The sequence below is a fragment of the Flavobacterium sp. N502540 genome, assembly GCF_025947365.1.
Classification (GTDB): domain Bacteria; phylum Bacteroidota; class Bacteroidia; order Flavobacteriales; family Flavobacteriaceae; genus Flavobacterium.
The window spans coordinates 5,261,604-5,287,597 of the sequence record NZ_CP110012.1 but is presented as its reverse complement, the minus strand read 5'-3'; the positions used below and the strand labels follow the sequence as shown (position 1 = coordinate 5,287,597).

At 36.5% G+C, this 25,994-nt stretch carries 5 protein-coding genes; all 5 read left to right on the top strand.

The window, feature by feature from the left end; genetic code table 11:
* The first annotated feature begins 218 nt into the window (after positions 1-218).
* The 5 genes from OLM58_RS21660 (at position 219) to OLM58_RS21640 (ending at position 25,976) form a co-directional block, all read left to right on the top strand.
* A complete protein-coding gene (locus OLM58_RS21660; protein WP_264530617.1) occupies positions 219-7,103 on the top strand; it encodes a non-ribosomal peptide synthetase in 6,885 nt (2,294 codons plus the stop codon).
* A gap of 71 nt (positions 7,104-7,174) precedes the next feature.
* Positions 7,175-12,898, top strand: coding sequence for a non-ribosomal peptide synthetase (locus tag OLM58_RS21655; RefSeq protein ID WP_264530616.1), 5,724 nt, complete (start codon positions 7,175-7,177; stop codon positions 12,896-12,898).
* Positions 12,899-12,991: 93 nt separating this feature from the next.
* A complete protein-coding gene (locus OLM58_RS21650) occupies positions 12,992-19,504 on the top strand; it encodes a non-ribosomal peptide synthetase (protein ID WP_264530615.1) in 6,513 nt (2,170 codons plus the stop codon).
* 38 nt (positions 19,505-19,542) lie between these two features.
* On the top strand, positions 19,543-21,159 hold the full coding sequence (locus tag OLM58_RS21645; RefSeq protein WP_264530614.1) for an MBL fold metallo-hydrolase: 1,617 nt from the start codon (positions 19,543-19,545) through the stop codon (positions 21,157-21,159).
* Between the two features lie 62 nt (positions 21,160-21,221).
* Entirely contained in the window at positions 21,222-25,976 is a 4,755-nt protein-coding gene (locus tag OLM58_RS21640) for a non-ribosomal peptide synthetase (RefSeq protein WP_264530613.1), read from the top strand.
* Positions 25,977-25,994 lie beyond the last annotated feature (18 nt).

Sequence of the window (25,994 nt, the reverse complement as noted above, 5' to 3'; positions counted from 1 at the left end):
TCATTTTATGAAGTTAAATTCTGAATAAGAAGTGGTTTTTTCTACGGAAGAGTAGTAGTTTAAATATCTATAGTATCCATATAATTAGTAGACTTATTTCGATTGGATGCTTTTGATTTATTTTATTAAAGAGACAGTTTTTTACAACTAAACGGATTCTTATACTTTTTCATCACATTTTGAAGAAGTAAATATCCTTCAAATTATTAGACTTTTAAATGACAACCATCGAACAAAAAAGTATTTCGAACTATTGGGTAACAAAAGTTAAAAATAAGCCCCTGATCAATAGTGTTAAGCCCCAAAATGGGAGTAGTAAGAACATACAGGTTGATACCAAAAATCTTGCGTTTTTTAAAAAACTTACCGGTGAGAATGCAATAGCAGAATTAACCGTTTTAACTACGGTTTATACGGCCTTACTGCAACGCTATTTTGAAGTGGAGAGTTTCATTTTCACGTTGAAACCTACTGATGCTGAAATTGCATTATTGTTTAAAAGTATTTCTGCATCTGGCCAATCATTTAAGGATTATTTAGGGGAAGTTAAAAAGGAAATACAGGAAGTTTATAAACATTCGGAGTATGAGGATGCGTTACAGGAAAAATATCCTTTTGCTGAATATGCGCTTTTTGGTTTTTTCTACAATTCAAAATCAGCCCACGTAAAAAATAGCTTTCCGTTTTCATTATCAGTAAACAAAAAGGATACAGAATTTGAGTTATTTCTTTCCTATGATGTTTCGTTTATAGAGGATCATGTAGCAGCACATTTTTTAAACACTTACGCCAATTGGCTGTTGCAACTTGAGTCTTATATGAATGATTCGGTTGATAAAATACCGGTGGTTACTTTGTTGGAGAAAGAAGAATTGTTAAACTCTTTTAATCCTTCGGTAAAAAATTATCCGACTAAAACTTTGGTTGAGTTATTTGAGGAGCAGGCAGCAAAAACACCAGTTCATACAGCTGTTATTTTTAAGGACAAGGAATTGAGTTATAACGAACTGAATCAGCACGCGAATCAGTTAGCTCATTATCTCAGACAAGAGTATGATATTCAGCCTAATGATTTAGTTGGAATAAAACTGGAACGAAGCGAATCTATAACAGTAGTTATATTAGGGATTCTTAAATCCGGTGCAGCTTATGTGCCTGTCGATGTTAATTATCCTGAGGAGCGAATCAAATATATCGAAGAGGACAGTCAGTGTAAAGTGGTTATAGATGAAAATGAATTTCGAAATTTTCTCAATCAAAAAGACGATTACAAAACAGACAATCCTGAGATACTAAATCAGTCTGCGGACTTAGCGTATATCATTTACACTTCGGGAACTACCGGAAACCCGAAAGGGGTTATGATTACGCATCATAATGCAGTTGTTTTACTTTATTGGTCACAGGAGGAGTTTAGTGCTGCTGCTTTTGATGTGGTTTATGCGGCAACTTCTTATTGCTTTGATCTTTCGGTTTACGAATTGTTTTATCCTCTTTCTATTGGGAAAAAAATAAGAATTCTGGACAATGCACTCGAAATTGGAGAAGCGCTTCAGCACGATAAAAAGGTATTGATCAATACCGTACCATCAAGTATTCGAAATACTATTGAAAGCGGATACAGTTTAGAAAATGCTGCGATAATAAATCTGGCAGGTGAACCTTTTCCGGTTGATATTGCTAAGAAATTAGTACAGACTAATGCCGAGATAAGAAATTTATACGGGCCATCTGAAGATACAACGTACAGTACAGTTTATAGATTATCACCGCAAAAAGAGTACACTGCTTCAGTTTCGATAGGGAAACCATTAGCGAATACTCAGGTTTACCTATTGGATAAAAATTTAGAATTAGTACCTGTTGGTGTAGCCGGAAAATTGTACATCTCGGGTGATGGACTGTCAAAAGGATATTTGAATCGTCCTGAACTAACTGCTGAAAAATTCATACGGAATCCGTTTAAAGAAGAATCTTTGATGTACGATACCGGAGACATGGCCAAATGGCTTTCGGATGGAACTATTGACTTCCTGGGAAGAAAAGATTATCAGGTAAAATTAAGAGGATACCGCATCGAATTGGGAGAAATTGAAAACGCAGTGCTCTCTTTTTCAGAAAATATTACACAAACCGTTGCTCTGGTATTACAAAAAAACGGAGCGCAAAGTTTGGTGGTCTATCTCACTAAAACTAAAGTGGTAAATCACGAAATTTTAAAAAATTACCTTAAGGAAAAGCTACCGGCTTTTATGATACCGCATTATTTTATTGGTGTCGATAAAATTCCGTTGACACCAAATGGAAAAATTGACCGTAAGGTTCTTGAAAATTTGCCGTTGACTCAGGTATCAAATGCAAATTATGTAGCCCCGAAAAGTGAAACAGAAAAAACGCTGACTATTATTTGGCAGGAAATTTTAGGGATCGAAAAAGTGGGTATCGAAGACAACTTTTTCGATTTGGGAGGACACAGCTTAATGATCGGTCAGGTAATTAATCATATTTACAAAGAGTTAGAGGGATCTATTTCGTATAAAGAGTTTTTTTTAACTCCTACTATTGCACAAATAAGTAAAAAAATACAAAAAGGAGGTTATAAGGTAATTCCCAAAGCGAAAGCGCAGGAATATTACCCGTTAACCTCTTCACAACATAAAATTTGGGTGTTGAGCCAGTTTGAAGGCGGTAATAGTGCCTACAACATGCATGGAGCCTTAAAATTTAAAGGTGATTTGGAAGTCTCAAAATTGGAGAAAGCTTTTCGTCTTTTAATCGCTAAATATGAAATTTTAAGAACCTATTTTAAAGCAGGCGATGATGGCGAAATAAGTCAGTACATTTTAGAAGAAGGCGAATGGAATTTTGCTCTTACTCACGAAAATTATCTGAACAAGAGCACAGAAGAGATTTCTCAATATTTAAAGGAACAACAAGCGACTATTTTTGATTTAACGAAGGCGCCATTAGTAAAAGCAGCATTATTAAAAACAGAAGAAAAGGAACATATTCTTTCGTTGGTGGTACAGCATACCATAAGCGATGGCTGGTCGTTAGAACTGATGTTTTCAGAGATTGTAGCTGCTTACAATAATCTGGTTCAGGAAAAACCGATTGATTTTTCACCTGCGGCAATTCAGTTTAAAGATTATGCAGCATGGTTACAGTCGCAGGAAAACGAAGGAGCGGTTTTAGATTCAGAAAACTATTGGTTGTCTGTATTTAAAGAAGATATTCCTGTTCTGGAATTGCCAAGTTACAGAAGCCGTCCGGTCAGACAAACTTATAATGGCAATACGCTTTCGTATCAATTTTCGGAGGCTTTTTTATCAAAATTAAAGCATTTTTCTAAAACGAATACTGTTACCCCGTTCATGACGCTAATGGCCGGAATCAATGCTTTATTGTACCGCTATACGAATCAGAATACGATTGTTCTGGGCACTCCGATAGCCGGAAGGGAGCACCCGGATCTGGAAAACCAACTGGGATTATTTTTAAACACTTTAGCGATTAAAACCGAAATAAACGGAACGCATAGTTTTTCGACCTTATTAGAGCTGCAAAGAAAAATCTTAATCGAGGCTTATGAGCATCAGAATTACTCTTTCAGTACTTTAGTCAACAAACTTAATTTAAAAAGAGATGCTTCAAGATCGGCCTTGTTTGATGTGTTGGTTGTACTGCAAAATCAGGCACAATTAAACACCATATCGACCAATGTTCCAATGTTGGGAGTTGACGTAGAGCCTTATGAAGTGAAACGAAATACTTCTCAGTTTGATCTTAGTTTTATTTTCACAGAGCAGGAAGAAAGGCTGTTATTAAGATTGGAATACAATACCGATCTCTACGATGCCTTTTGGATTAATGCGATCTTCAAACATTTTGAGAATTTGTTGACGACTGTATTTACGGATGCAAATGTTACGATTGATACCATTGAATATTTAGAGGAATCAGAAAAAGAATTGTTGCTGAAAACATTCAATGATACTGAAATTTACTTTCCGAAAGAAGCTACTATTGTTGATCTGCTCGAATCTCAGGCAGTCAAAACACCAAATGATTGTGCACTTATTTTCAATGATGTACAGTTGACTTATAAGGAACTCCACGAGCAATCCAATCAATTGGGGGATTATCTGAGAGAAAATTATGCGATCAGACCAAACGATTTAGTAGGTGTTCGTTTAAAAAGAGATGAGCGTTTGCTCATAACGATTTTAGGAGTGCTTAAATCAGGAGCAGCTTATGTTCCGATGGATGTTAATTATCCTGAGGATCGTATAAAATATATTGTAGAAGATAGTAATTGCAAAGTTGTAATTGACGAAAACGAATGGAGTAAGTTTCAGGTAAAGAAACAACAATATAGTATCGAAAATCTTCCAAAAATAAACAGAGCCGAAGATTTGGCTTATGTTATTTATACTTCGGGAACAACAGGTAAACCGAAAGGCGTTCTGATTACCAATAAAAATGTTACAGCACTCTTATACTGGGCTAAAAAAGAATTCAATACAGAACGTTTTGATTTGGTCTATGCCGTAACCTCACATTGTTTTGACCTTTCGGCCTATGAAATGTTTTTTACGTTATCAGTTGGAAAGACTATAAAACTGCTTAGCAATGCTTTGGAGATAAGTAAAGAATTAAAAACCGATAAAAAAGTTTTACTGAATACAGTTCCTTCCAGTATACGAAGTCTGATGGAGGAAGATTTTTCTTCATTAGAAAATGCCAGTATCATCAATTTAGCGGGTGAACCGTTTCCGGTTGATATTGCCAGAGAATTGCTGCGCACTTCAGCAGAAATCAGAAACCTGTACGGACCTTCTGAGGATACGACTTATAGTACGTATTACCAGTTAGAAAAAGGCAAGGCTTATAAAACAATTCCGGTTGGAAAACCTATTTCCAATACACAGGCTTATATATTAGACAAAAATCTACAGCTTACGCCACTGGGTATTGTTGGAAAACTTTATTTAGCCGGCGAAGGAGTAGCTTTGGGATATTTGAATAAAGATGAACTTACGGCAGCTAAATTTATTAAAAATCCATTTGTCGAAGGAAGTGTTTTATACGATACAGGCGATATGGTTAAATGGTTTCCTGACGGGAATATTGAATTTCTTGGAAGAAAAGACCATCAGGTAAAACTAAGAGGCTATCGAATAGAGCTGGACGAAATAGAAAATGGTCTCCTGCAATTTTCAGCAGATGTAAAACAAGTTGTGGTGGCTGTAAAACAACTTAAAGGTGCTGATACTTTAGTGGCATACTATACAGCCGGTAATTCTATTTCTAAAGATGATTTGAAAGCCTATCTGCAAAGCAAACTGCCTGCCTATATGGTGCCGCAATATTATGTTGAGGTTCTTTTTATTCCTTTATCTCCAAATGGAAAAACAGACAAAGAAGCACTTCCGAATATCGATGAAATTAACGAGACAAATAGTGGTTATATTGAGCCAAAAGGAAGGATTGAAAAAATAGTAGCACTTATCTGGAAAGATATTTTGGCAGTAGAGACCATCAGTGCGACCGATGATTTTTTTAATCTGGGAGGACACAGTCTTAAGCTGGGGCAGTTGATTAATAAAATAAACGAACAGTTACAGGTTACCGTTCCTTTTGAAAAATTATTTGAATATTCCGTTTTAAGAGATCAGGCTGAACTGATAAAGAGATCATTCTCCAATAATTTTGAACCTATTGCAGCAGTTCCCGCGGCGGCTTCTCATGAGATGTCGTACGCACAGAAAAGCCTTTGGATGGTAAGTCAGTTTAAAGGGAATGAGGTGGCTTACAACATTCCTGCCGTATACCATTTTCACGGAACGCTTGACATTATTGCTTTTAAAGAAGCTTTCTATCGCGTTATCAAAAAACATGAGATACTGAGAACAGTTTTTAAAGAAGATGACGAAAAAAGTATCAGACAGTTCATTACACCATTAGAAGAATTTAAACTTTCGATTGTATGCGAAGATTTTAGCGACTTTAACGACAAAGAACTGTTACTAAAGCAGGAAATTAAGCAAATAAGCAATTTTGAATTTGATTTGTTCAATGGGCCTTTATTTAAAGCAAAATTAGTCCGCAGCGATTCTGAACATCATGTTTTGTTATTTGTAATTCATCATATCATATCCGATGCCTGGTCATTGCAGCTTCTGATAGAAGAGATCAGCAGTAATTACAATTCAATATTGAAAAAAGAAGCGGTTCTGCCTTCTTCAAAATTGGATATTCAGTATAAAGAATACGGTCATTGGCTGAGAACTCAGATTGAAACAAACGCTATAACCAATGCTTACTGGATGAAGGAGCTGCAGGGGCATTTAAAACCACTCCAGTATAAATATGAGTATCTGCTCCCAACTGAAGTGGAGGATCAAGGCAGTAGAATTGATTTTTTCCTGAATGCCGGGGTTAATTCAGCCATAAAGAAAATCGCTAAAAAGCTTAATGTCACTGAATTTTCATTTCACTTAGCCGCATTTTTCAGTTTTCTGCATGTACAAACAGAGCAATCGGATATCATATTAGGAGTTCCGTTTGCCGGAAGGGCTCATGCTCATCTCGAAGATCAGCTAGGGTATTATGTTAACCTGCTGCCCATACGGGTTAAACTTCATCAAAATGAAAATTTCGAAACTATAATCAGAGGGGTTCAGCACAAATTGTCAAAAGCTTTTGAGCACCAAATGTACCCAATCGATTTAATTCTGAGAGATTTAGAATTTGAAAGGGGAGACAGAGGAACAAATTTTATCAATACCGGTTTTACCTGGAATGAGCTTACTCATGATGAATTTACAATCAATGAAAACCTTAAGGCAAAGGCGCAAAGTATAGCTACAGAACAGGTTAAATATGACTTGTGGGTCATTTCAAACGGTTCCGATTTTATTCTGGAATACAGAAAAGATGTTTTTAGCAAAGACACCATAGACCTTTTTGCCGAGCGTTATCTGGTATTTCTGGAAGAACTGTCAAAAGACATAGAACATGAAATAGGAGCCTACGGTTTTAAAACCGAACGAGAAAAACAACTGGAAGCTTCCAGAATCAATATCGAAATCAATTTTTAGTACCCCCTGTATAATCAACACAACATTCAAATAAACCTTTTGTAATCCCTACAATATAATCAGACTACAGCATGAAAGATAAGAAAATCATACAAGATTATTGGTTGAACAAAATAAAGCAATACAGTAACGACAGCAGTTATTTACTGAGCAGATCTGAACAGGTTCCTTCAGGTCAGTATAGCATTTTACTAAAAAAGAACTGTTTGGATAAGGTTGCTAAATTATCAGGAGGGAACGCCATTGCCGCAGCGACTATTTATTTGTCTGTTTTTAATATAGTGTTAAAAAGATATACGAATAACGAAAATATCTGGGTAGCTTCATCGCCTTTCATTTTGGAGGGAGTGCAGTCGGAAAAAGATGCCTTGTTGTTTTATAATACTGCTATATCCAATGTTTCTTCATTGAGAGATGCAATAAACGCAACCAAACAGGAGATTGAAGAAACGCTGCTTTATGATACCATTGATTTTGAGTTAATTGAAAAAGAGTTTCTAAATATTGAACTGACTCCTGAAGATTACCTTCAATATGCTTTTATATATCAGAAATTAAATCGCAGAAATAATCGAATCGCTCAGGCCAAACTTTGTCTGGAAATAGAAGATACTATTGCGGGTGAGGAATCAATTACCATACATTTTGATGCTGCAAAATACGATGCACTTTTCATTCAGAATATGTTGGAGCATTTTACGCATATACTTGAAAATAGCAGTAATCTGATTGATACTAAGGTGGATGATATTGAATTTATTACCGCCTCTGAAAAACAACAGTTACTGGAGTTTTCTGGTGAATCTGAGAAGAAGATCCACGCAAGTGTTATCGAGATTTTTGAACAGCAGGTAAAGGCAACGCCTGAGAACATTGCTTTAGTTTATAAAGGAAAAAAATACACCTATACAGCCGTAAACCGAAAAGTAAATCATCTGGCCAGTTTATTGCAAAAAGAGTACGGAATTAAATCCGGGGATATTATCGGGATCATGACAGATTATTCGGCCAATACGATTTTCTCTTTTGCTGCGGCATTAAAACTGGGTGCCACTTATTTACCTCTGGATTATAATCTTACGACAGAAAGACTTGATTATATCTTATCGGACACACAGCCCAAAGTGATCATCACTCAAATCGAGTATCTGAATGACCTGTTTCATTATGATATTCCGTTATTTAGTATAGACGTGATGCTTAATGAAGAAAATATTTCCGATGCAAACTGGCAAAACAATAGTAAGGGAGATATCGCTTACATCATGTACACTTCAGGATCAACCGGAGTGCCAAAAGGTGTTGTGATAAAAGATAAAAGTATCGTACGCTTGGTGAAAGAAACCAATTATATCAAAATTGATCCTCAGGATCGTATTCTGGCCATCTCAAATTCTTCGTTCGACGGTTCTACTTTTGATATTTGGGGAGCATTATTAAACGGAGCAACTTTACACATTCCGGAGAAAGATTTAGTGCTCAATTTTGAGCTGCTGTTTCAGGCTATTACCGCAAATGAAATTTCGGTTGTTTTTATGACAACGGCTTTGTTCAACTCCATGGTGGATACTGACATTGACAGTCTTAAAAACTTGAGAAAAATTCTTTTTGGCGGAGAAATGGTTTCCGTATCTCATGTGCGAAAGTTTGTCAATTATTTCGGAAGCGGAAGGCTAATACACGTTTATGGACCTACCGAAAACACTACTTTTTCAACTTTTTACCCAGTTGATGAAGTTTCAGAAGATGCGCCAAGCATCCCGATAGGAAAACCAATTTCCTATACACAATGTTACATTCTTAACGAGAGCATGAAATTACAGCCTGTTGGTATTACAGGAGAATTGTATGTTTCGGGCGAAGGTGTTGCAGCGGGGTACTTAAACAAAGAAGAACTCACTTCAAAAAGTTTTGTTGAAAATCCTTATCAGGAAAACGCTCTGTTGTATAAAACAGGAGACATCTGTAAATGGCTGCCTGACGGTACAATAGAAATTTTAGGAAGAAGAGACAGTCAGGTGAAAATTCGTGGTTTCAGAATAGAATTAGGTGAAATCGAACGAAAGATAACGGGTTACAATAGTATTACCGAAGCTGTAATTCTCGTAAACAAAGACAGCCATGATGTGAAATTTTTAGCAGCGTTTTTCGTTGCCGATGCTACTATTAGTGCTGAAGAGCTTCGTTCTTTCCTGACACAAAAACTGCCGAACTATATGATTCCGGCTCATATTACTCAGGTGCCTCAGATTCCATTGAACAGAAACGGAAAAGTAGATCAGAAAGAATTAAACAAACTGGCAAAATCAAATAAGGAAACAACCAGAGAGCTTGTTTTGCCAACGACTGAAATCCAAATAGCCCTGCACAATATTTGGAAAGAACTGTTTGATAAAGAAGATATCAGTATAACCGATGATTTTTTTGACATTGGAGGACACAGCATTAAGGCAATGAACCTGGTGTCGACCATTCATAAAAACTTAAATATAAAAATAGACATTGGAAACGTTTTTGAAGATCGAAATATTAAAACGCTTGCAGAAACGATACTTCAGACACAGGAAAATGAATTTCAGGAAATAGAAGCTTTATCGGAGCAGCCAAGTTATGCGGTTTCATCATCACAGCAGCGTTTTTGGGCATTGAGTCAGTTTCAGGAAGCCAACAAAGCCTATACAATTCCCAGTATCTACACCTTAACAGGAGATCTGGATAAAGCAGCTTTAGCTTTTGCTTTTCAATCCATAACCAAACGACATGAAAGTTTTAGAACCACTTTCAAAGAAGATGAAAATAAGGAATTAAGACAATTTATATCGTCTGATGAGGAGAATAATTTTGAGATAGATTTCGTTGATTTTCGCAATCGCCCGGAAAACGAATTAGAAGAAAGCATCAACAATCTCATTCAGGTAGTATTTAATTTATCAGAAGGGCCGCTTTTAAAAGTGAGTGTATTGCAGGTAGAAGAATCCAAAGCGATACTGGTAGCGGTGATGCATCATATTATTAGCGACGGGCTGTCTATAGAGGTTTTTATCGAAGAGCTGCTGCATTTGTACAAAGTCCATAAAAATGAGCTTCCCGTAAATTTAAAACCGCTTAGAATACAATACAAAGATTTTGCCGCCTGGCAGAATCAACAATTGGAGAACGAATCGTTGCAGGTTCACAAAGCCTACTGGATGGAGAAATTCTCAGGAGAACTTCCTGTTTTGAGCCTTCAGAAAAGTAAAATTCGTCCTAAGATAAAATCATATAATGGTGAGACGTCGACCATAAACATTGACAGCAAAACAGTAGAAAATTTTAAAAATGTACTGGATCAGGAAAACCTGACTTTGTTCATGGGGTTGCTAACGGTAGTTAATGTCTTGATTTATAAATATACCAATCAGGAAGATATTATACTTGGAAGCCCAATTGCCGGAAGAAATCATACTGATTTAGAGGGACAAATAGGCTGTTTCATTAATGTGTTGGCTTTACGTTGTCAGTTTTCAGATAAGGATGCCGTAACGGACTTATTCCGAAAGGTAAAAAAACTAACTCAGGAAGCCTACGAACATCAGATTTATCCTTTCGATCAATTAATCAGTGATTTGAATCTGACACATGATATTAGCAGAAATCCTTTGTTTGATGCCAGCGTTGTTTTGCAAAATGCAGATTTAGATCAGAAGATAGATTCTTTAAACAGCGAAGGCCTTGAAATAGCTTTATATGAAAGAATTAAAGCAACTGTAAGCCGATTTGATGTTTCATTCAATTTTGTAGAAACGGTAAAAGGACTGGAGTTTAGCTTAGTTTACAATACCGATATTTTTGATGCAGGTTTTATTCGTCAAATTCAGAAACATTTTCAAAATCTGTTGAATGCGGTAATTGCAAACCCGGGTGATGCCATTGCTTCGCTTTCTTATTTGTCTGCAGATGAAAGACAACTTCTTTCATCAGATTTTAGTAGCGGAACTTTTAATTCTCAGGTTTGCCTGGATATTGTCGACGCTTTTCAGCAGCAGGTTAGTAAAACACCTGGACAAATAGCTGTCGTTTACAAAAACCGACAATTGACGTATGAGGAATTGGATCGCAATGCGAACAAAATTGCTCATTTGTTAACGACAGAATATGGACTCACTAATGGTGAAAAAGTCGGAATTGTTTTAGACAAATCAGAACTTTTGATCAGTACTATACTCGGAATTTTAAAAGCGGGCGGGGTATATGTTCCAATCGATGTGGAAAGTCCGAAAATCAGAAAGGAGTTTATTGTCGATGATATCAATACCAGAATGATCATTACCCAGATGGACTATATATATGATATCGATTTCTTTAGGGGAAGTACGATCGTCATAGACATTCAATTAGGTACTTTAGAAAATTATTCTCCCGCTCCACAAATTACGAACAGTCCTGACGCTCCGGCATACATCATGTACACCTCCGGGTCTACCGGAAATCCAAAAGGAGTTTTGGTACCGCATAAAGGAGTAACCAGACTGGTTAAAAACACCAATTACATCGATTTTGATACGGTACACGCCATATTGTCTACAGGTTCTGTGTCTTTTGATGCGTCGACTTTTGAATTCTGGGGAGCGTTGCTTAATGGCGGAAAACTAGTTTTATGCGATAAAGAAGATTTGTTAAATACTAAAAAACTTTCTGCATTAATAAAAACAGAAAAAGTAGATACCATGTGGTTTACATCTGGTTTATTGAATCAGTTTACAGATCAGGACGTATCTCTTTTTGAAGGATTAATCAATGTGTTGGCAGGAGGTGAAAAATTATCCGCGAAACACATTCGTAAATTGTTAGAAGCTTATCCCGAGCTCAATCTTATTAACGGTTACGGCCCTACCGAAAACACTACATTTTCGGCAACCTATAAAATTATAGCACCCGTAGAAGAGGACATCCCGATTGGTAAACCGATTAACAATTCTAAGGCTTACATCTTAGATCAAAATTTACAGTTATGTCCTTTGGGAGTTGTTGGTGAGATATATCTGGCAGGTGACGGGCTTTCTTTAGGCTACTTAAATGCAGAAGAATTGAATGCCGAAAAATTCCTGAATCCGCAGACGCTTAACAATGAAAGAGTTTATAAAACTGGCGATTTAGGATTATGGCTGCCGGATGGAAATATCAAATTTTTTGGAAGAAAAGACAGTCAGATCAAACTTCGCGGTTATCGAATTGAACTAAATGATATTGAAAAAACTTTAGACGCTCATCCGGATATTAATGGTGCAGTAGTAGTAGTGAAACAACGATCAGAGGCCGCGGAAGATAAATTTATTGTTGCTTTTGTTAAAGCCAATCAGGCTATGAATCAAAAGGAATTAAAGGCCTATCTGGCAGACAGACTTCCATTTTATATGATTCCAACCTATTTTATAGAAGTAGAGGATTTCATTTTGAATAAAAATGGAAAGGTGGATAAAGACCTTCTTCCAGAGATTGATTTATCCATACTGGAAAGAGAATATGTTTCTTATCGAAATGAAACAGAGAAGACCCTCTGTGAGATTTGGAGTGAAATATTGTTGATCGAAAAGGTCAGTGTAACCGATGATTTTTTTGAAATAGGAGGACATAGTTTAAGAGCCGTAAAATTGGCCAATATGATTCAGGAAAGTTTCGGTGTTGAAGTGAGTATAGGGCATATATTTCAATTCAGAACTATTGAAACCATGGCAGAGCAGCTTAGTTTCATTCAGAAACAAGAACAGTTGACAGCAAACAAAAAAGACCTGCAGGAAATCGATATTGACCTGTAATAGTGTCTTTTGAGAAGAGAAATTCAGATCTCAAACTATACCCAATTTACTTTAATAATTGAAAAATTATCCTCTGAAAATTAAAATAAACCAATGAAAAAATTAATTGATAAACTACAGGGAGAAGGAATTTTACTTGAAATAATTGACAATAAACTGAAGGTTTTTGCCGAAAAATCTACTATTGATAATAGTTTAATTGAAGAAATAAAAAAGCACAAAGAAGAATTGACTCTTTTTTTGCTGAACAATCAAAACCTGCAAGCATCAAAACCTGCATTACCTGAAATACTAAAAACAGCCGATTTAGAAGATTATCCATTATCTTCTTCACAATATAGGATGTGGGTTTTAAGTCAAATGGAAGAATCCAGTAAAGCCTATAATGTTCCGGCTTTATACACTTTTGAAGGGAATCTGAATGTAAAGACATTAGAGCGTGCTTTTCAGTTGATTATAGAACGTCATGAAATTCTGAGAACCAGGTTTGTCAATAAGGAGAATACCGTTGTACAAAAAATAGTCCCTGCCGAAGAAATAAAATTTCAGGTAGAAGAAATAGATCTGAGAAATCAAACAACAAGCGCAGAAGAACTCATCAACAAAGAAATGCCCTATTCTTTTGATTTAGAAAAAGAGCTGCTGCTAAAAAGTATCGTTTATCAAATAGAAGATCAAAAGTGGATATTCTTCTTTATGATTCATCACATCATCAGCGACGGCTGGTCGATGGGAGTACTTATAAATGAATTATTAGAAAACTACACGGCATTAGAAAAAGGAGAAAATGTGGCTAAAGAATCTTTAGCGATACAATACAAAGAATACGCAGTTTGGCAGCAAAAATTATTGAGCGATGATTATTTTGCAGCACACAAAGAATACTGGCTGTCACAGATTTCAGGTGAAATCCCTAAAATCCAACTTCCTTTCAGTAAAACAAGACCGATTTTAAAAACCTATAACGGTGATACTGTTTACAGAACGATACGTAAAGAAGTAAGCACGAAGTTCAAGAAAGTTTGTCTGGACAACGAGAGTACTTTGTTCATGGGATTGCTGGCCACTTTAAAAATAGTGCTTTACAAATATACCAGTCAGACAGATTTAATTGTGGGTTCGCCAATAGCCGGGCGTGAGTTACAGGTACTTCACAATCAGTTGGGGCTGTATTTAAATACCATTGCTTTAAGAGGAGTGGTTAATGCGAAAGACAGTTTCGAATCTTTCCTTAAGAACATTAAAGAAAGCACTCTAAGAGCTTATAACTACCAATCGTATCCTTTTGATAAACTGATAGAAGAAGCACAGCTGGAAACCGATTTAAGCAGAAATCCATTGTTTGATATCTTCCTGATTTTACAAAACAACGAAAATACAAACGTAAAAAGTATCGGAGATCAACTAACCGTTCAGGCTTTAGAAACAGAAAACAAAACCAGTAAGTTTGATTTGCTTTTCAATTTTGTTGAGGTAGATGAAAATTTAGAATTGAGTATTGTTTATAATACCGATTTGTATGACACTTTTTTTATAGAACAAATCACAGCACATTTTGAGCATTTATTAAACTTAGTAAGTAACACTCCGTCAGAAATAATAGAGAACCTTTCTCTGGTAACTGAGATTGAAAAGAAAAAACTGGTTTTAGATTTCAATGCTACACAATTCGACAATCAGGTTTGTGCTCCGTTGAATGTTTTATTCGAAGAACAAGTGGAGAAATTAGCCAACCACACAGCACTTCGTTTCAAAGAGAAAGAATTTACCTTTCAGGAACTCAATGAAAAAGTGAATCAGCTGGCTCATTATTTACGTCAGGAAAAAAACATCAAACAAGGGGATTTCGTAATCGTAAAACTTCCAAGAAGCGAACAAATGATTATCGCCCTTATGGCCATCATAAAAGCCGGAGGAGCTTATATTCCGGTAGAACCGCAATATCCCGAAGAAAGAATCAATTTCATTATAGCCGACAGTCAGTGCAAATTTTTAATTGATGAGGAAACTTTAGAAAATATCTCAGAACAATTGGCTTCTTTGTCTAAAAGCAATCCTGAAAATCACAATAAAGTTACCGATCTGGCTTATGTACTCTATACCTCCGGATCAACCGGAAATCCGAAAGGCTGTATGATTACTCATGAAGGAGTGACCAACAGAATTGACTGGATGTGGAATGAATACAACTATTCTTTGGAGGATGTTATTCTGCAAAAAACCACTTTTACTTTTGATGTTTCGGTATGGGAAATTTTTATGCCTTTATGCTGGGGAACCAAGATGGTACTTTGCGAACAGGAAGACATTTCAGAACCACATCGCATTTTGAATTTGATCCAAAACAATGGCGTAACCAGTCTGCATTTTGTGCCAAGTATGCTCAACACCTTTATTGCTTCAGTCGCTAATACAGAACAATTAGGAAACAAATTGTCTAGTTTACGTGCCGTAATAACCAGTGGTGAAGCTTTAACACCATTGACAGTTAAGGAATGGTATAGTAAAGTATCGGCTGCACCCATTTATAATCTTTATGGTCCAACAGAAGCTTCGATAGACGTTACTTATTTTAATACAGCTCAAGGCAATGAAGTAATCCCGATTGGAAAACCAATCTGGAACACGCAGATTTATATTTTAAGCGAGTCAGATGCTGTTCAGCCTATTGGCGTGGCGGGAGAAATTTGCATTGCCGGAAAAGGACTGGCCCTTGGTTATCTAAACAATCCGGAGTTGACTCATCAGAAGTTTGTACCGAATCCGTTTCAACCAGGAGCGAAAATGTACCGAACCGGAGATCTGGGCATGTGGTCGCCTGATGGGAATGTAGAATATTTAGGAAGAAAAGATTTTCAGGTAAAAATCAGAGGATTCAGAATAGAGCTGGAAGAAATAGAAGAGGCATTAAACCAACATCCACAAATACAAACGGCTGTGGTTTTAGACCATACCAATGAAAACAGCGCAGATAAATATCTGACAGGGTATATTGTAGCAAATGGTGAATTGGTGAAGGAAGAACTCAACTTATGGCTGGGAACTAAACTTCCTACTTATATGATTCCGTCTAATTTTATCGTAGTAGACGAAATTCCGTTAACTAATAGCGGTAAAGCAGACCGAAATAAACTGCGTCACAGCAACGGACTAAGTCTAAAAACAACTGTTGCTTATGTTGCCGCACAAAGTGAACTGGAGCAAAAACTGGTAGTAATTTGGGAAGGAATATTAAATCAGACCAAGATTGGGATACTCGAAGATTTTTTTACACTGGGCGGTCACAGTTTGAGTGCTACACATTTAGCGAATAGCATCAACAGAGAATTCAATGTAAAAATCAATCTGAGAGATGTTTTTGAAAACAGAAACATTCAAAGTCTGGCCAAAAAAATAGCCGGGTCGAATACGACTGTTTATCAGGAAATTAAAAAAGCTCCGGAAAGCACCAGTTACCTGCTTTCGTCAGGGCAAAGAAGATTATGGCTGTTGTCGCATCTGGACGATGCAAGTATAGCGCTCAACATGTACAAGACCTTTACGTTCACCGGTGTACTCGACATTTCGGTATTTGCAGCAGCTTTTTTGGCCATTCTGAAAAGACACGAAAGTCTGCGAACGGTATTCAGACTGGACGAAAATGGTATCGTGAAGCAATACATTAAAGCCTTTAATGACAGTTTACTGAATTTAACGATTGAAGATTTCAGACCAAATCAATATTCTCAGGAGGTTATTGATGCCAAAATCAATCAGGAAATTGACAAACCTTTTAATCTGGAAGAAGATTCTTTGCTGCGATTGAAATTGTATCAGATCAAAGACGATCAGTGGATGTTTTCTTTTGTAATGCATCATATCATCAGTGATGGATTGTCTATGAATATTTTGACAAAAGAATTTGTTTCGAATTATCAAAATCTATCCCAAGGAAAAGCAATTACAGCTTCTGATCTAAAAATTCAGTATAAAGATTATGCGCAATGGCAAACCGAGCAGTTTCAGTCGGAGGAATATAAAAATCAGCTGCAGCATTGGTTAAAAAAGTTTGAGGGAGAAGTTCCGGTATTAGACTTTCCAACAGATAAATCAAGAGCGGCAATCAATGCGTATGATGGAGATTCTGTTGATTTTACCATTGAAAGAGAGACTTTTTCAAAATTTAAAAACTTTTGTGAGAGCCACTCGATTACCGTTTTTACTGGACTTTTATCATTGGTTAAAACTTTATTATACAAATATACCCACCAACAGGATATTACCGTTGGAACACCTATCGGAGGCAGAATACATACCGATTTAGAAGACCAGATCGGGCTTTACATCAACACTGTTCCTTTGCGAACGGTATTCAATGAAAATCATGATTTTGTAAGCTTATTGCATCAGGTAGAACAAAGTGTTATCGATGCACAGGAAAATCAAATGGTCGCTTTTGATGAACTCGTTCTCAATTTAGATCTTCAGTTGAGCCGTAACCGACATCCATTGTTTGACGTTTGGTTTGTACTGAGAGACAATTCGATAGAAGCCGATAAACAAGCACTCGAAATAGATCATCTGCAAATCGCAGAATACGATGATGTAACTCTGAAAAAATGCCTGTTCGATTTAGTATTCAACTTCATAGAAAGCGAGGGACAGTTAGAAGGTAAAATCGAGTACAAATCAGGATTATACGTTCGGGAGACCATTGTACGGTTAATCTCAAACTTAAAAGTACTGCTGCATGAGGTATTAGTAAACTCAGATCAAAGTTTATCAGGATTATCATTTCTAAATGCTGAGGAAGAAAATTTAATACTTAATGTCTTTAATGATACGGCAAGAGATTATAGCGCACAGCCCGACACCTTAATTGGTCTGTTTCAAAAGCAGGTATTAGAAACACCGGAGCAGACCGCACTGGTTTTTGAAGATAAAAAAATAACGTATCAGGAATTGGATGAGGTATCCAACAAACTGGGAAATTATTTAAAGAAAAAATACGGCATAAAGGCAAATGAATTTGTTGGTGTTAAATTAGACCGAAGCGAGTGGAATGTTATTTCATTGCTTGGGGTTCTAAAAAGCGGAGGAGTTTATGTACCCATTGACATTGCTTATCCGGAAGAGCGAATCGATTACATCATTGAAAACAGCGATTGTAAACTGGTTATCGATTCAGATGAAATTTATGATTTCAGATCGATGGAAAAGCTCTACAGCAGTGTTATGGAGCAATCGAATAGCAGTGCCGATGACCTGGCATATCTGATTTATACTTCCGGTTCAACCGGTCTTCCTAAAGGAGTTTCGATAAAACAGGCAGCCATTTCGAATACGATTTTATCTCAGATCGAAATTTTTGGGAATGAAAACAAAGAAAAAGCCCTTCAGTTGGCTTCGTTTTCATTTGATGCCTCGATTTCAGAAATCTTTACGGTTTTGGCTTCGGGCGGAGAACTACACATCATAACCGATGAGGTAAAAAAAGACACCGAAGAACTGGAAAATTACATCGGAGAACACGCAATTCATTTCGCAACCATTTCTCCTTCGTACCTAAAATTATTGCAGCTGGATAAAATTAAAAGTTTAAAAAAGCTGGTAACTGCAGGAGAAGCAGCTCCTACCGAAGAAGTAAAAAAATACCTGACTTATGGCGGTACCTGTTTTAATGCTTATGGTCCTACAGAAACCAGTATTTGTGCTACAATTTATAAAGTGAATGAAAATCAGCTACAGGAACTTTCTAATGTTCCGATCGGATTTCCAATCGCCAACACCAAAATTTACATCCTCGGAACCAATGAAAAACTACTTCCTCTTGGAGCCATTGGTGAAATTTATGTAAGCGGAGCCGGTTTAGCCGAAGGGTATTTGAACAAGCCAGAATTGACGAGTCAGAAGTTTATCGATAATCCATTTGCTGAAGGCGAAAAATTATACAAAACGGGTGATTTAGGAAAATGGCTCCCTAACGGTACGATCGAATATGCCGGACGAAATGACGATCAGGTAAAAGTGAGAGGATTTAGAATCGAACTGGGCGAAATAGAAACTGTTATCAAAGAACACGAAGCAATCGAAGATGCCGTAGTAGTGGTGAAAGAAGACAGTTTAGGAATTAAAGAAACGGTTGCCTTTTTTGTGCTAAAAACCGATTCGGTTTCAGATAACGATGATATTAAAGAATTCTTAGAAGACAAACTGCCGGAATATATGATTCCGTCTCACTTTATAAGTTTAAACGAATTTCCGCTGACCTTAAATGGAAAAACAGACAAAAAGAAACTGTTGCAGAACAAATCTTTAACTGAAAATGTTTCCCGAAACTATCTGGCACCCCGGGACGAAACAGAAAGTAAACTTGCTGCATTGTGGGAAGAAGTGCTGGAAATAGATAAAGTGGGAGTACTGGATGACTTTTTTAAAATTGGAGGTCACAGTTTAAAAGCCACTTATTTAATCACGAGAATAAAAGCGGAGTTTAACACAAAACTCGACCTGATTTCGATTTTCAATAATGCCATTTTAGAAGAAATGGCAGCCGAAATAAAAAAGGCACAGCTCGTGAATGCGGAAGTCGTGATTACAGATGATTTTGAAAATATCTCCCTATAACCTAACCACATTTTTTTAAAACTATAAAATAGATCTAAATGGCTACTCAAAAAATATATCTGAAAAATAACGTACAAGTAGAACCGTTAATTTCAAACTGGTATGCATGGCATCACATTATCCCGCCAATTCTAACGGGATTTAATGTGGTAAACCGATACATTCCGATTATGGAATCGTATGTTAACGATCCAAGCATACATGAGACTGCCGTAAAAGATCCTGCTTTTAGAGGAGGTCCTTTTATCGATTTAGACAAAAAACATGTCGATGAAGTAGCAGCTTTGCTGGAAAATACAAAAAAAATGGCAGCTCCGCTTTTTGAGTTTACAGATGCTGTAAAAGAACTGGACAAATTGCTTAAGAAAAAAGCAACCGGACATTTGATGCAGCCGTTGTACAAAGAAGTTCCATCGGCAATCAGAGGTTATGTCGAATTGTATTATGACAGACATCACAGGCCTGATTTCAGATTTTATGAGCCTCTTATTTATGCCAGTCCTTATTATGTAGAGGATTTTCAGACGGTGAAGCTGTCTTTAATTAATAAGGATGCTGATCGACCTTTTATCTTCTCAACGCCAAGATTGTCTAATCTGGAAGCAGCATTGGAATTAAAATTGCCTTTTAAATCGAAACAAATCGACGAGTTGTTCAAGATGAAACGCGAGCCTCAAACTTTTGAATACATCACAGAACTTTTGAATATTGATCAAAACGATGAGGCACTTTTTAAAGATCTATTTACTACAGAAGAGCCTAAAAAGTATGAAAAATATACCGGAGACAGTATGCGCATCCGATACTTCGGACACGCTTGCATCCTGATTGAAACCAAAGAACACTCCATCGTGCTCGATCCGGTTTTAAGTTATACCTACGAATCCGATGTGTCCCGATTTACCTATGATGATTTGCCGGACGAAATAGATTATGTACTGATCACTCACGGGCATCACGACCACATATTGATGGAAACGATGCTGCAAATACGACACAAAGTCAAAAATATAGTCGTTGGTAAAAGCATAGGCGGTGCCATTCAGGACCCGTCATTGAATTTACTACTAAGAAATCTGGGATTTGAGAATATTATAGAATTAGAAGAATTGCAAACCATTTCGGCTATCGACGGTATTAAAATTACAGGAATTCCATTTATCGGGGAGCATCATGACATTCACATCAACAGTAAACTTTCGTATCACGTTGAATTAGACGGTTATTCTTTATTGGCCGTAGCAGATTCCTGTAACCAGTCGCCGGAATTGTACGAACACATTCATGAAATTATTGGTGATGTAGACGTGCTGTTCATGGGAATGGAATGCGACGGAGCACCGGCTTCCTGGGTGTACGGCCCCATTTTTACCACCAAACAGGAACGTGAAAAAGATTTCAGCCGAAGAGGAAGAGGCAGTAATTACGACGAAGGAATCAAAATGGTAAACTGCTTTAATGTCAAAGAAGTTTATGTGTATGCCATGGGAGAAGAACCGTGGGTGCGACATATTTTGGATGTTGAATATACAGACGAATCCAATCCAATTGTGCAATCGAACATGTTAATCGAAGACTGCAGAAACAGAGGTATAGTCGCAGAAAGACTATTTGCCGAAAAAGAACTGTTTAAACAAGGCGTACTGTTGTACTAACTCCATTGAACCTGCCCGAAACAAAAACTACTATCCATTTATTTCCTTAAATAATTCATCTTATGGCATCAGATTTATATTTAAAACTAAAAGAACAAAACATTCACATTGACGTAAAAGACAATAATCTTGACATTAAGGCTCCTGCAGGTGCATTGACTCCGGATATTATTGATGAAATAAAAAGAAACAAAGCCGAATTAATTAGTTTTATCAATCAGTACAAATACGACAAAGCTGCTGCCATTCCGCAAGCTGCCATAAGCCCTAATGCTAAATATGAGCTGTCTTCGTCTCAGTTACGACTTTGGATTTTAAGTCAGTCCGAAAAAGGAAATGCCGCTTACAATTCGGTTGAAGGATATATTTTTGAAGGAACATTAGATTTTGATTTATTAAATGATGCTTTAAAACAAGTTGTCTTGAGGCATGAAAGTTTAAGGACGATTTTTGAAGAGGATAATGAATCAGTAGTAAGTCAGGTTATTAAAGAGGTTTCGGCTCTTGATTTTTCAATTGAACGGCAGGATCTGCAACATACTGCTAATAGCGATGAAACCTTAAGGAAATATATCTCTGCAGATGTTTCAACTCCTTTTAATCTGTCAAAAGGTCCTCTTTTCAGAACTAAATTATACCAACTAGCAGCAAATAAATGGGTTTTTACTTATACCATCCATCATATTATTATAGATGCCTGGTCTATGAATATATTTATTTCAGAAATTTTGGAGCTGTACAATTCCAAAAAACAAAACAGAACCAGTAATCTAAATGCATTAAGAATACAATATAAGGATTATGCGGTATGGGAAAATCAACAGCTTAGCGGAAAAAAATACGACGATCTCAAAGAGTACTGGCTTGACCAATTCAGTGGAGAATTGCCGGTTCTTACTCTGCCTGTAGATAAAAAAAGACCTATTCTTCAAACATTTAACGGAAATACTGTAGAGAAAAAGATAGATGCAAAAGGATCTGCGGCTATTGAAAAACTGATAAGAGAAAACGGAGCAACCATGTTTATGGGACTAACGGCTGTAATCAATACTCTTTTATACAAATTATCGACTCAGGAAGATATTGTAATTGGAACACCAGTTTCCGGAAGAGAAGATGCTGATTTACAAAATCAAATAGGCTACTACGGCAATACATTAGCCATGCGAATGCAGTTTCAAAAAGAAAATAGCTTTTTGGAATTATTAGAGTATACCAAAAAGCAGATTCTTAACGCTTATGAGCACCAAATGTTTCCTTTTGCGTCATTGGTTAAAGAGCTAAATTTAAAAAGAGACCCGAGCAGAAATCCTCTTTTTGACGTTCAGGTGATTTACGGAGAAAATGATGACCGCAAAAAAAATATAGGCTTAGAAGGACTCCAGGTTCAGGCTTATGAATTAGAGGAAGAAGCTAAAACCAGTCGTTTTGATGTCGTTTTTGCCTTTCATAAAAAAGAAGACAGTTTAGTTTTAAACATTCAGTACAATACCGATTTATTCTCAGAAGCTTTAATTTCTAAAATTTCAGATTATACGTCGATCCTAATAGCTTCAATCGTAAACAACCCTACGGAAGAAATTGCAAAATTAGAGTATATCGACGAGGCAGGTAAAAATCAAATTTTAGAATTATCCAGAAGAAGTGCATTTGATTTTGATAAAGAACAAAATATTTTAGACCTGTTTGACAATCAGGTGAATCAGAATCCGGATTCAATAGCAGTTGCCTTTAAGGACGAAACTTTATCCTATAAAGAATTAAACGAGAGATCAAATCGACTGGCCAACTATTTAATTGCCCGTAATGTAAAAAGTGAAGAATTAATCCCAATATGTTTAGACAGATCTTTAGAAATGATTATTGGTATCATTGGCGTTCTTAAAGCCGGAGCGGTTTATGTTCCTATTGATCCAACTTTTCCAAAAGAGCGTATTGATTATATTATTGAGGATACCTCTTCGAGATTATTAATCACGACAGAATCGCATGCAGCATTTTTTGGCCCTATAGAACTCATCTGTTTAGATACTTTCGACGATCAGTCAGTGGCTGTAAACAATCCGTCTGTTACTATAAAATCGAATCAGTTAGCTTATGTAATATATACTTCCGGAACAACCGGAAAACCAAAAGGTGCTCTGGTAGAACATCAAAATGTGGTTAGCTTGTTTAAAGCTTCAGAAGAGCTGTTTGATTTTGGATCTACGGATATATGGACCATGTTTCACTCTTTTTGTTTTGATTTTTCGGTTTGGGAAATATTTGGAGCATTGCTTTTTGGAGGGAAATTAATCATCGTTCCAAACGAAATGAGAGCCGATTTAAGGCTGTTCGCAAAATTATTAGAAGAAGAAAAAGTAACTGTTTTGAATAGTACTCCATCGTCTTTTCAGATTTTGGAACGAGAAGCCATCAGTAATAATCAGCATTTAAAATTACGATACACCATATTCGGGGGCGAATCGCTACAGCCAAATGGTTTGAAACAATGGAAGGAACGATATGAAAATTGTGTTCTGGTAAATATGTATGGTATTACCGAAACAACAGTTCACGTGACCTTTAAAGTGGTAACGGATAAAGAAATTGAAAATAATCTAAACATAATAGGAAAACCTATACCAACATTGGGCTGTTATGTTTTAGACGATAAAATGAATCTGATACCAATAGGGGTAAAGGGAGAACTCTACGTTTCAGGAGATGGTGTTACCAGAGGATATCTGAATCGTCCCGAATTAACGAATGAACGTTTTATCGCCAATCCTTTTGAAGGCGGTGCTTCAAGATTGTACAAAACAGGAGATCTGGCAAAATGGACTTTTGAGGGAGAGTTAGAATATTTAGGACGTATTGATGAGCAGGTTAAAGTAAGAGGATATCGAATAGAATTAGGAGAAATTGAAGCAAATTTAGAAGCGCTTCCAGGAATCAGTCAGGCACTTGTTTTGGCCAAATCAGATCAAAAAGGAGATACTGAGCTGGTGGCGTATATTATTTCTGATAAAAAAGAAAAAGTAATCGATTTACGTTATTCGTTATCCGGGAAATTACCTAATTACATGATTCCGGCTTATTATGTACAACTTAAAACTTTTCCTTTAACGATAAATGGAAAAGTGGATAAGAAAAAAATAGTTTTATTAACAGATGAAAATCTTATAAATGATAATGAGTACACGGCTCCATCAAATGAGATAGAGACTAAACTGGCACAGGTATTTTGCGACGTACTAAAAAAAGAGAGTGTGGGTGTAAAAGATGATTTTTTTGCTCTGGGAGGAGACTCTATAAAAGCCATACAAATTATCTCCAAATTAAAACAACTTGGTTTTGTATTAACGGTACAGGACGTTATGCAATATACGGCCATACAGGAATTGGCCCTCCATGTAAAACTGGCAAAGCAGGTAATAGACCAAAATGCAGTTGAAGGAACCATTCCGCTTACCCCAATTCAGAAATATTTCTTTGAAGTGACTTCACAGTCTAAAAACCATTTCAACCAATCGATCTTGTTAAAATCGTCGAAGTCATTGTCTGAAGAAGGATTAACACAGATCTTTCAAAAGCTAACGGCACAGCATGATGCTTTAAGGGCGGTATTTAAAGAGGAAGAGAACGACTGGATTCAGGAAATCAAAAATGAGGAATTCGAATTCCAACTGCATGTTCACTCCAACGTTACAGCTTCTGAATTTGAAACCATTTGTGATGTTTATCAATCTTCCTTCGATTTAGAAAAAGGACCGTTGTTTAAAGTGGTTTTATTAAAGAAAGAAGAGGCCGATTACTTGTTGCTGCTTTCTCATCACCTGGTGATTGACGGTGTATCCTGGAGAATTATTTTAGAAGATTTAATGACTTTATATGCGCAGTACGAGGCGGGAACAGCATTAGAATTACCACTAAAAACACATTCCTTAAAATACTGGCAGGAAAAACAGCTGGAATATGCCAATTCAATGACCATGATGGAAGAAGAAGTGTATTGGTCTTCTATAAACGAAGCCACACAATTCAGTACTTCTGAGCTCCCGAAGGACTTTGATTATCAGGGAAATAATTTCTACAAAGATTTTGAAACAAAAGTATTTCAACTCGATCAAAGTTTTACTGAAAAATTGTTGACTGAAGCACACAAAGCCTATAAAACCAATATAAACGATGTTTTAATTGCAGGTTTATCACTGGCAATCGGTAAAAATTTTGATATCGATAAGGTAGCAATTCAGCTGGAAGGTCACGGAAGAGAAGATATTAACTCAGAAATAGACATCACCAGAACGGTAGGCTGGTTTACCACCATTTATCCCGTATTAATTACTCTTAAAAAGAAACAGGATAACATCGGTCAATTAATAGAAGTAAAAGAAACATTGCATCGAATTCCGAACAAAGGCATTGGATTTGGCATTCTAAAATACTTAAAGGATTGCGACTTAACTATAAATGCGGATGTGTCCTTTAACTATTTGGGTGATTTTGATTTAGGACAATCGAACAAAGAAGATCAAATCTTTCAATTTACAGATGTCCCTAAAGGAAAAGAAATAGCAGCTAATACGGAAAGAACAGGAACACTGGATGTATCGGGAATTTTAATTAATGGCCAGCTTCAGATCATGCTTTCGTTTAATACGAACTATTTCAGAAATGAAACCATAGAAACTTTAAAAGAAGCCTATAAATACGAATTGGAATCTTTGATTTCAAGCCTTTCCGAAGAAAAAGAAACCCATCTAACCCCTGTTGATTTTACCTATAAAGGTTTAGACCTGAGCAGTCTGGAAGAATTAAATAAAATGCTGTAACCGTATTAGTAAAAAAGC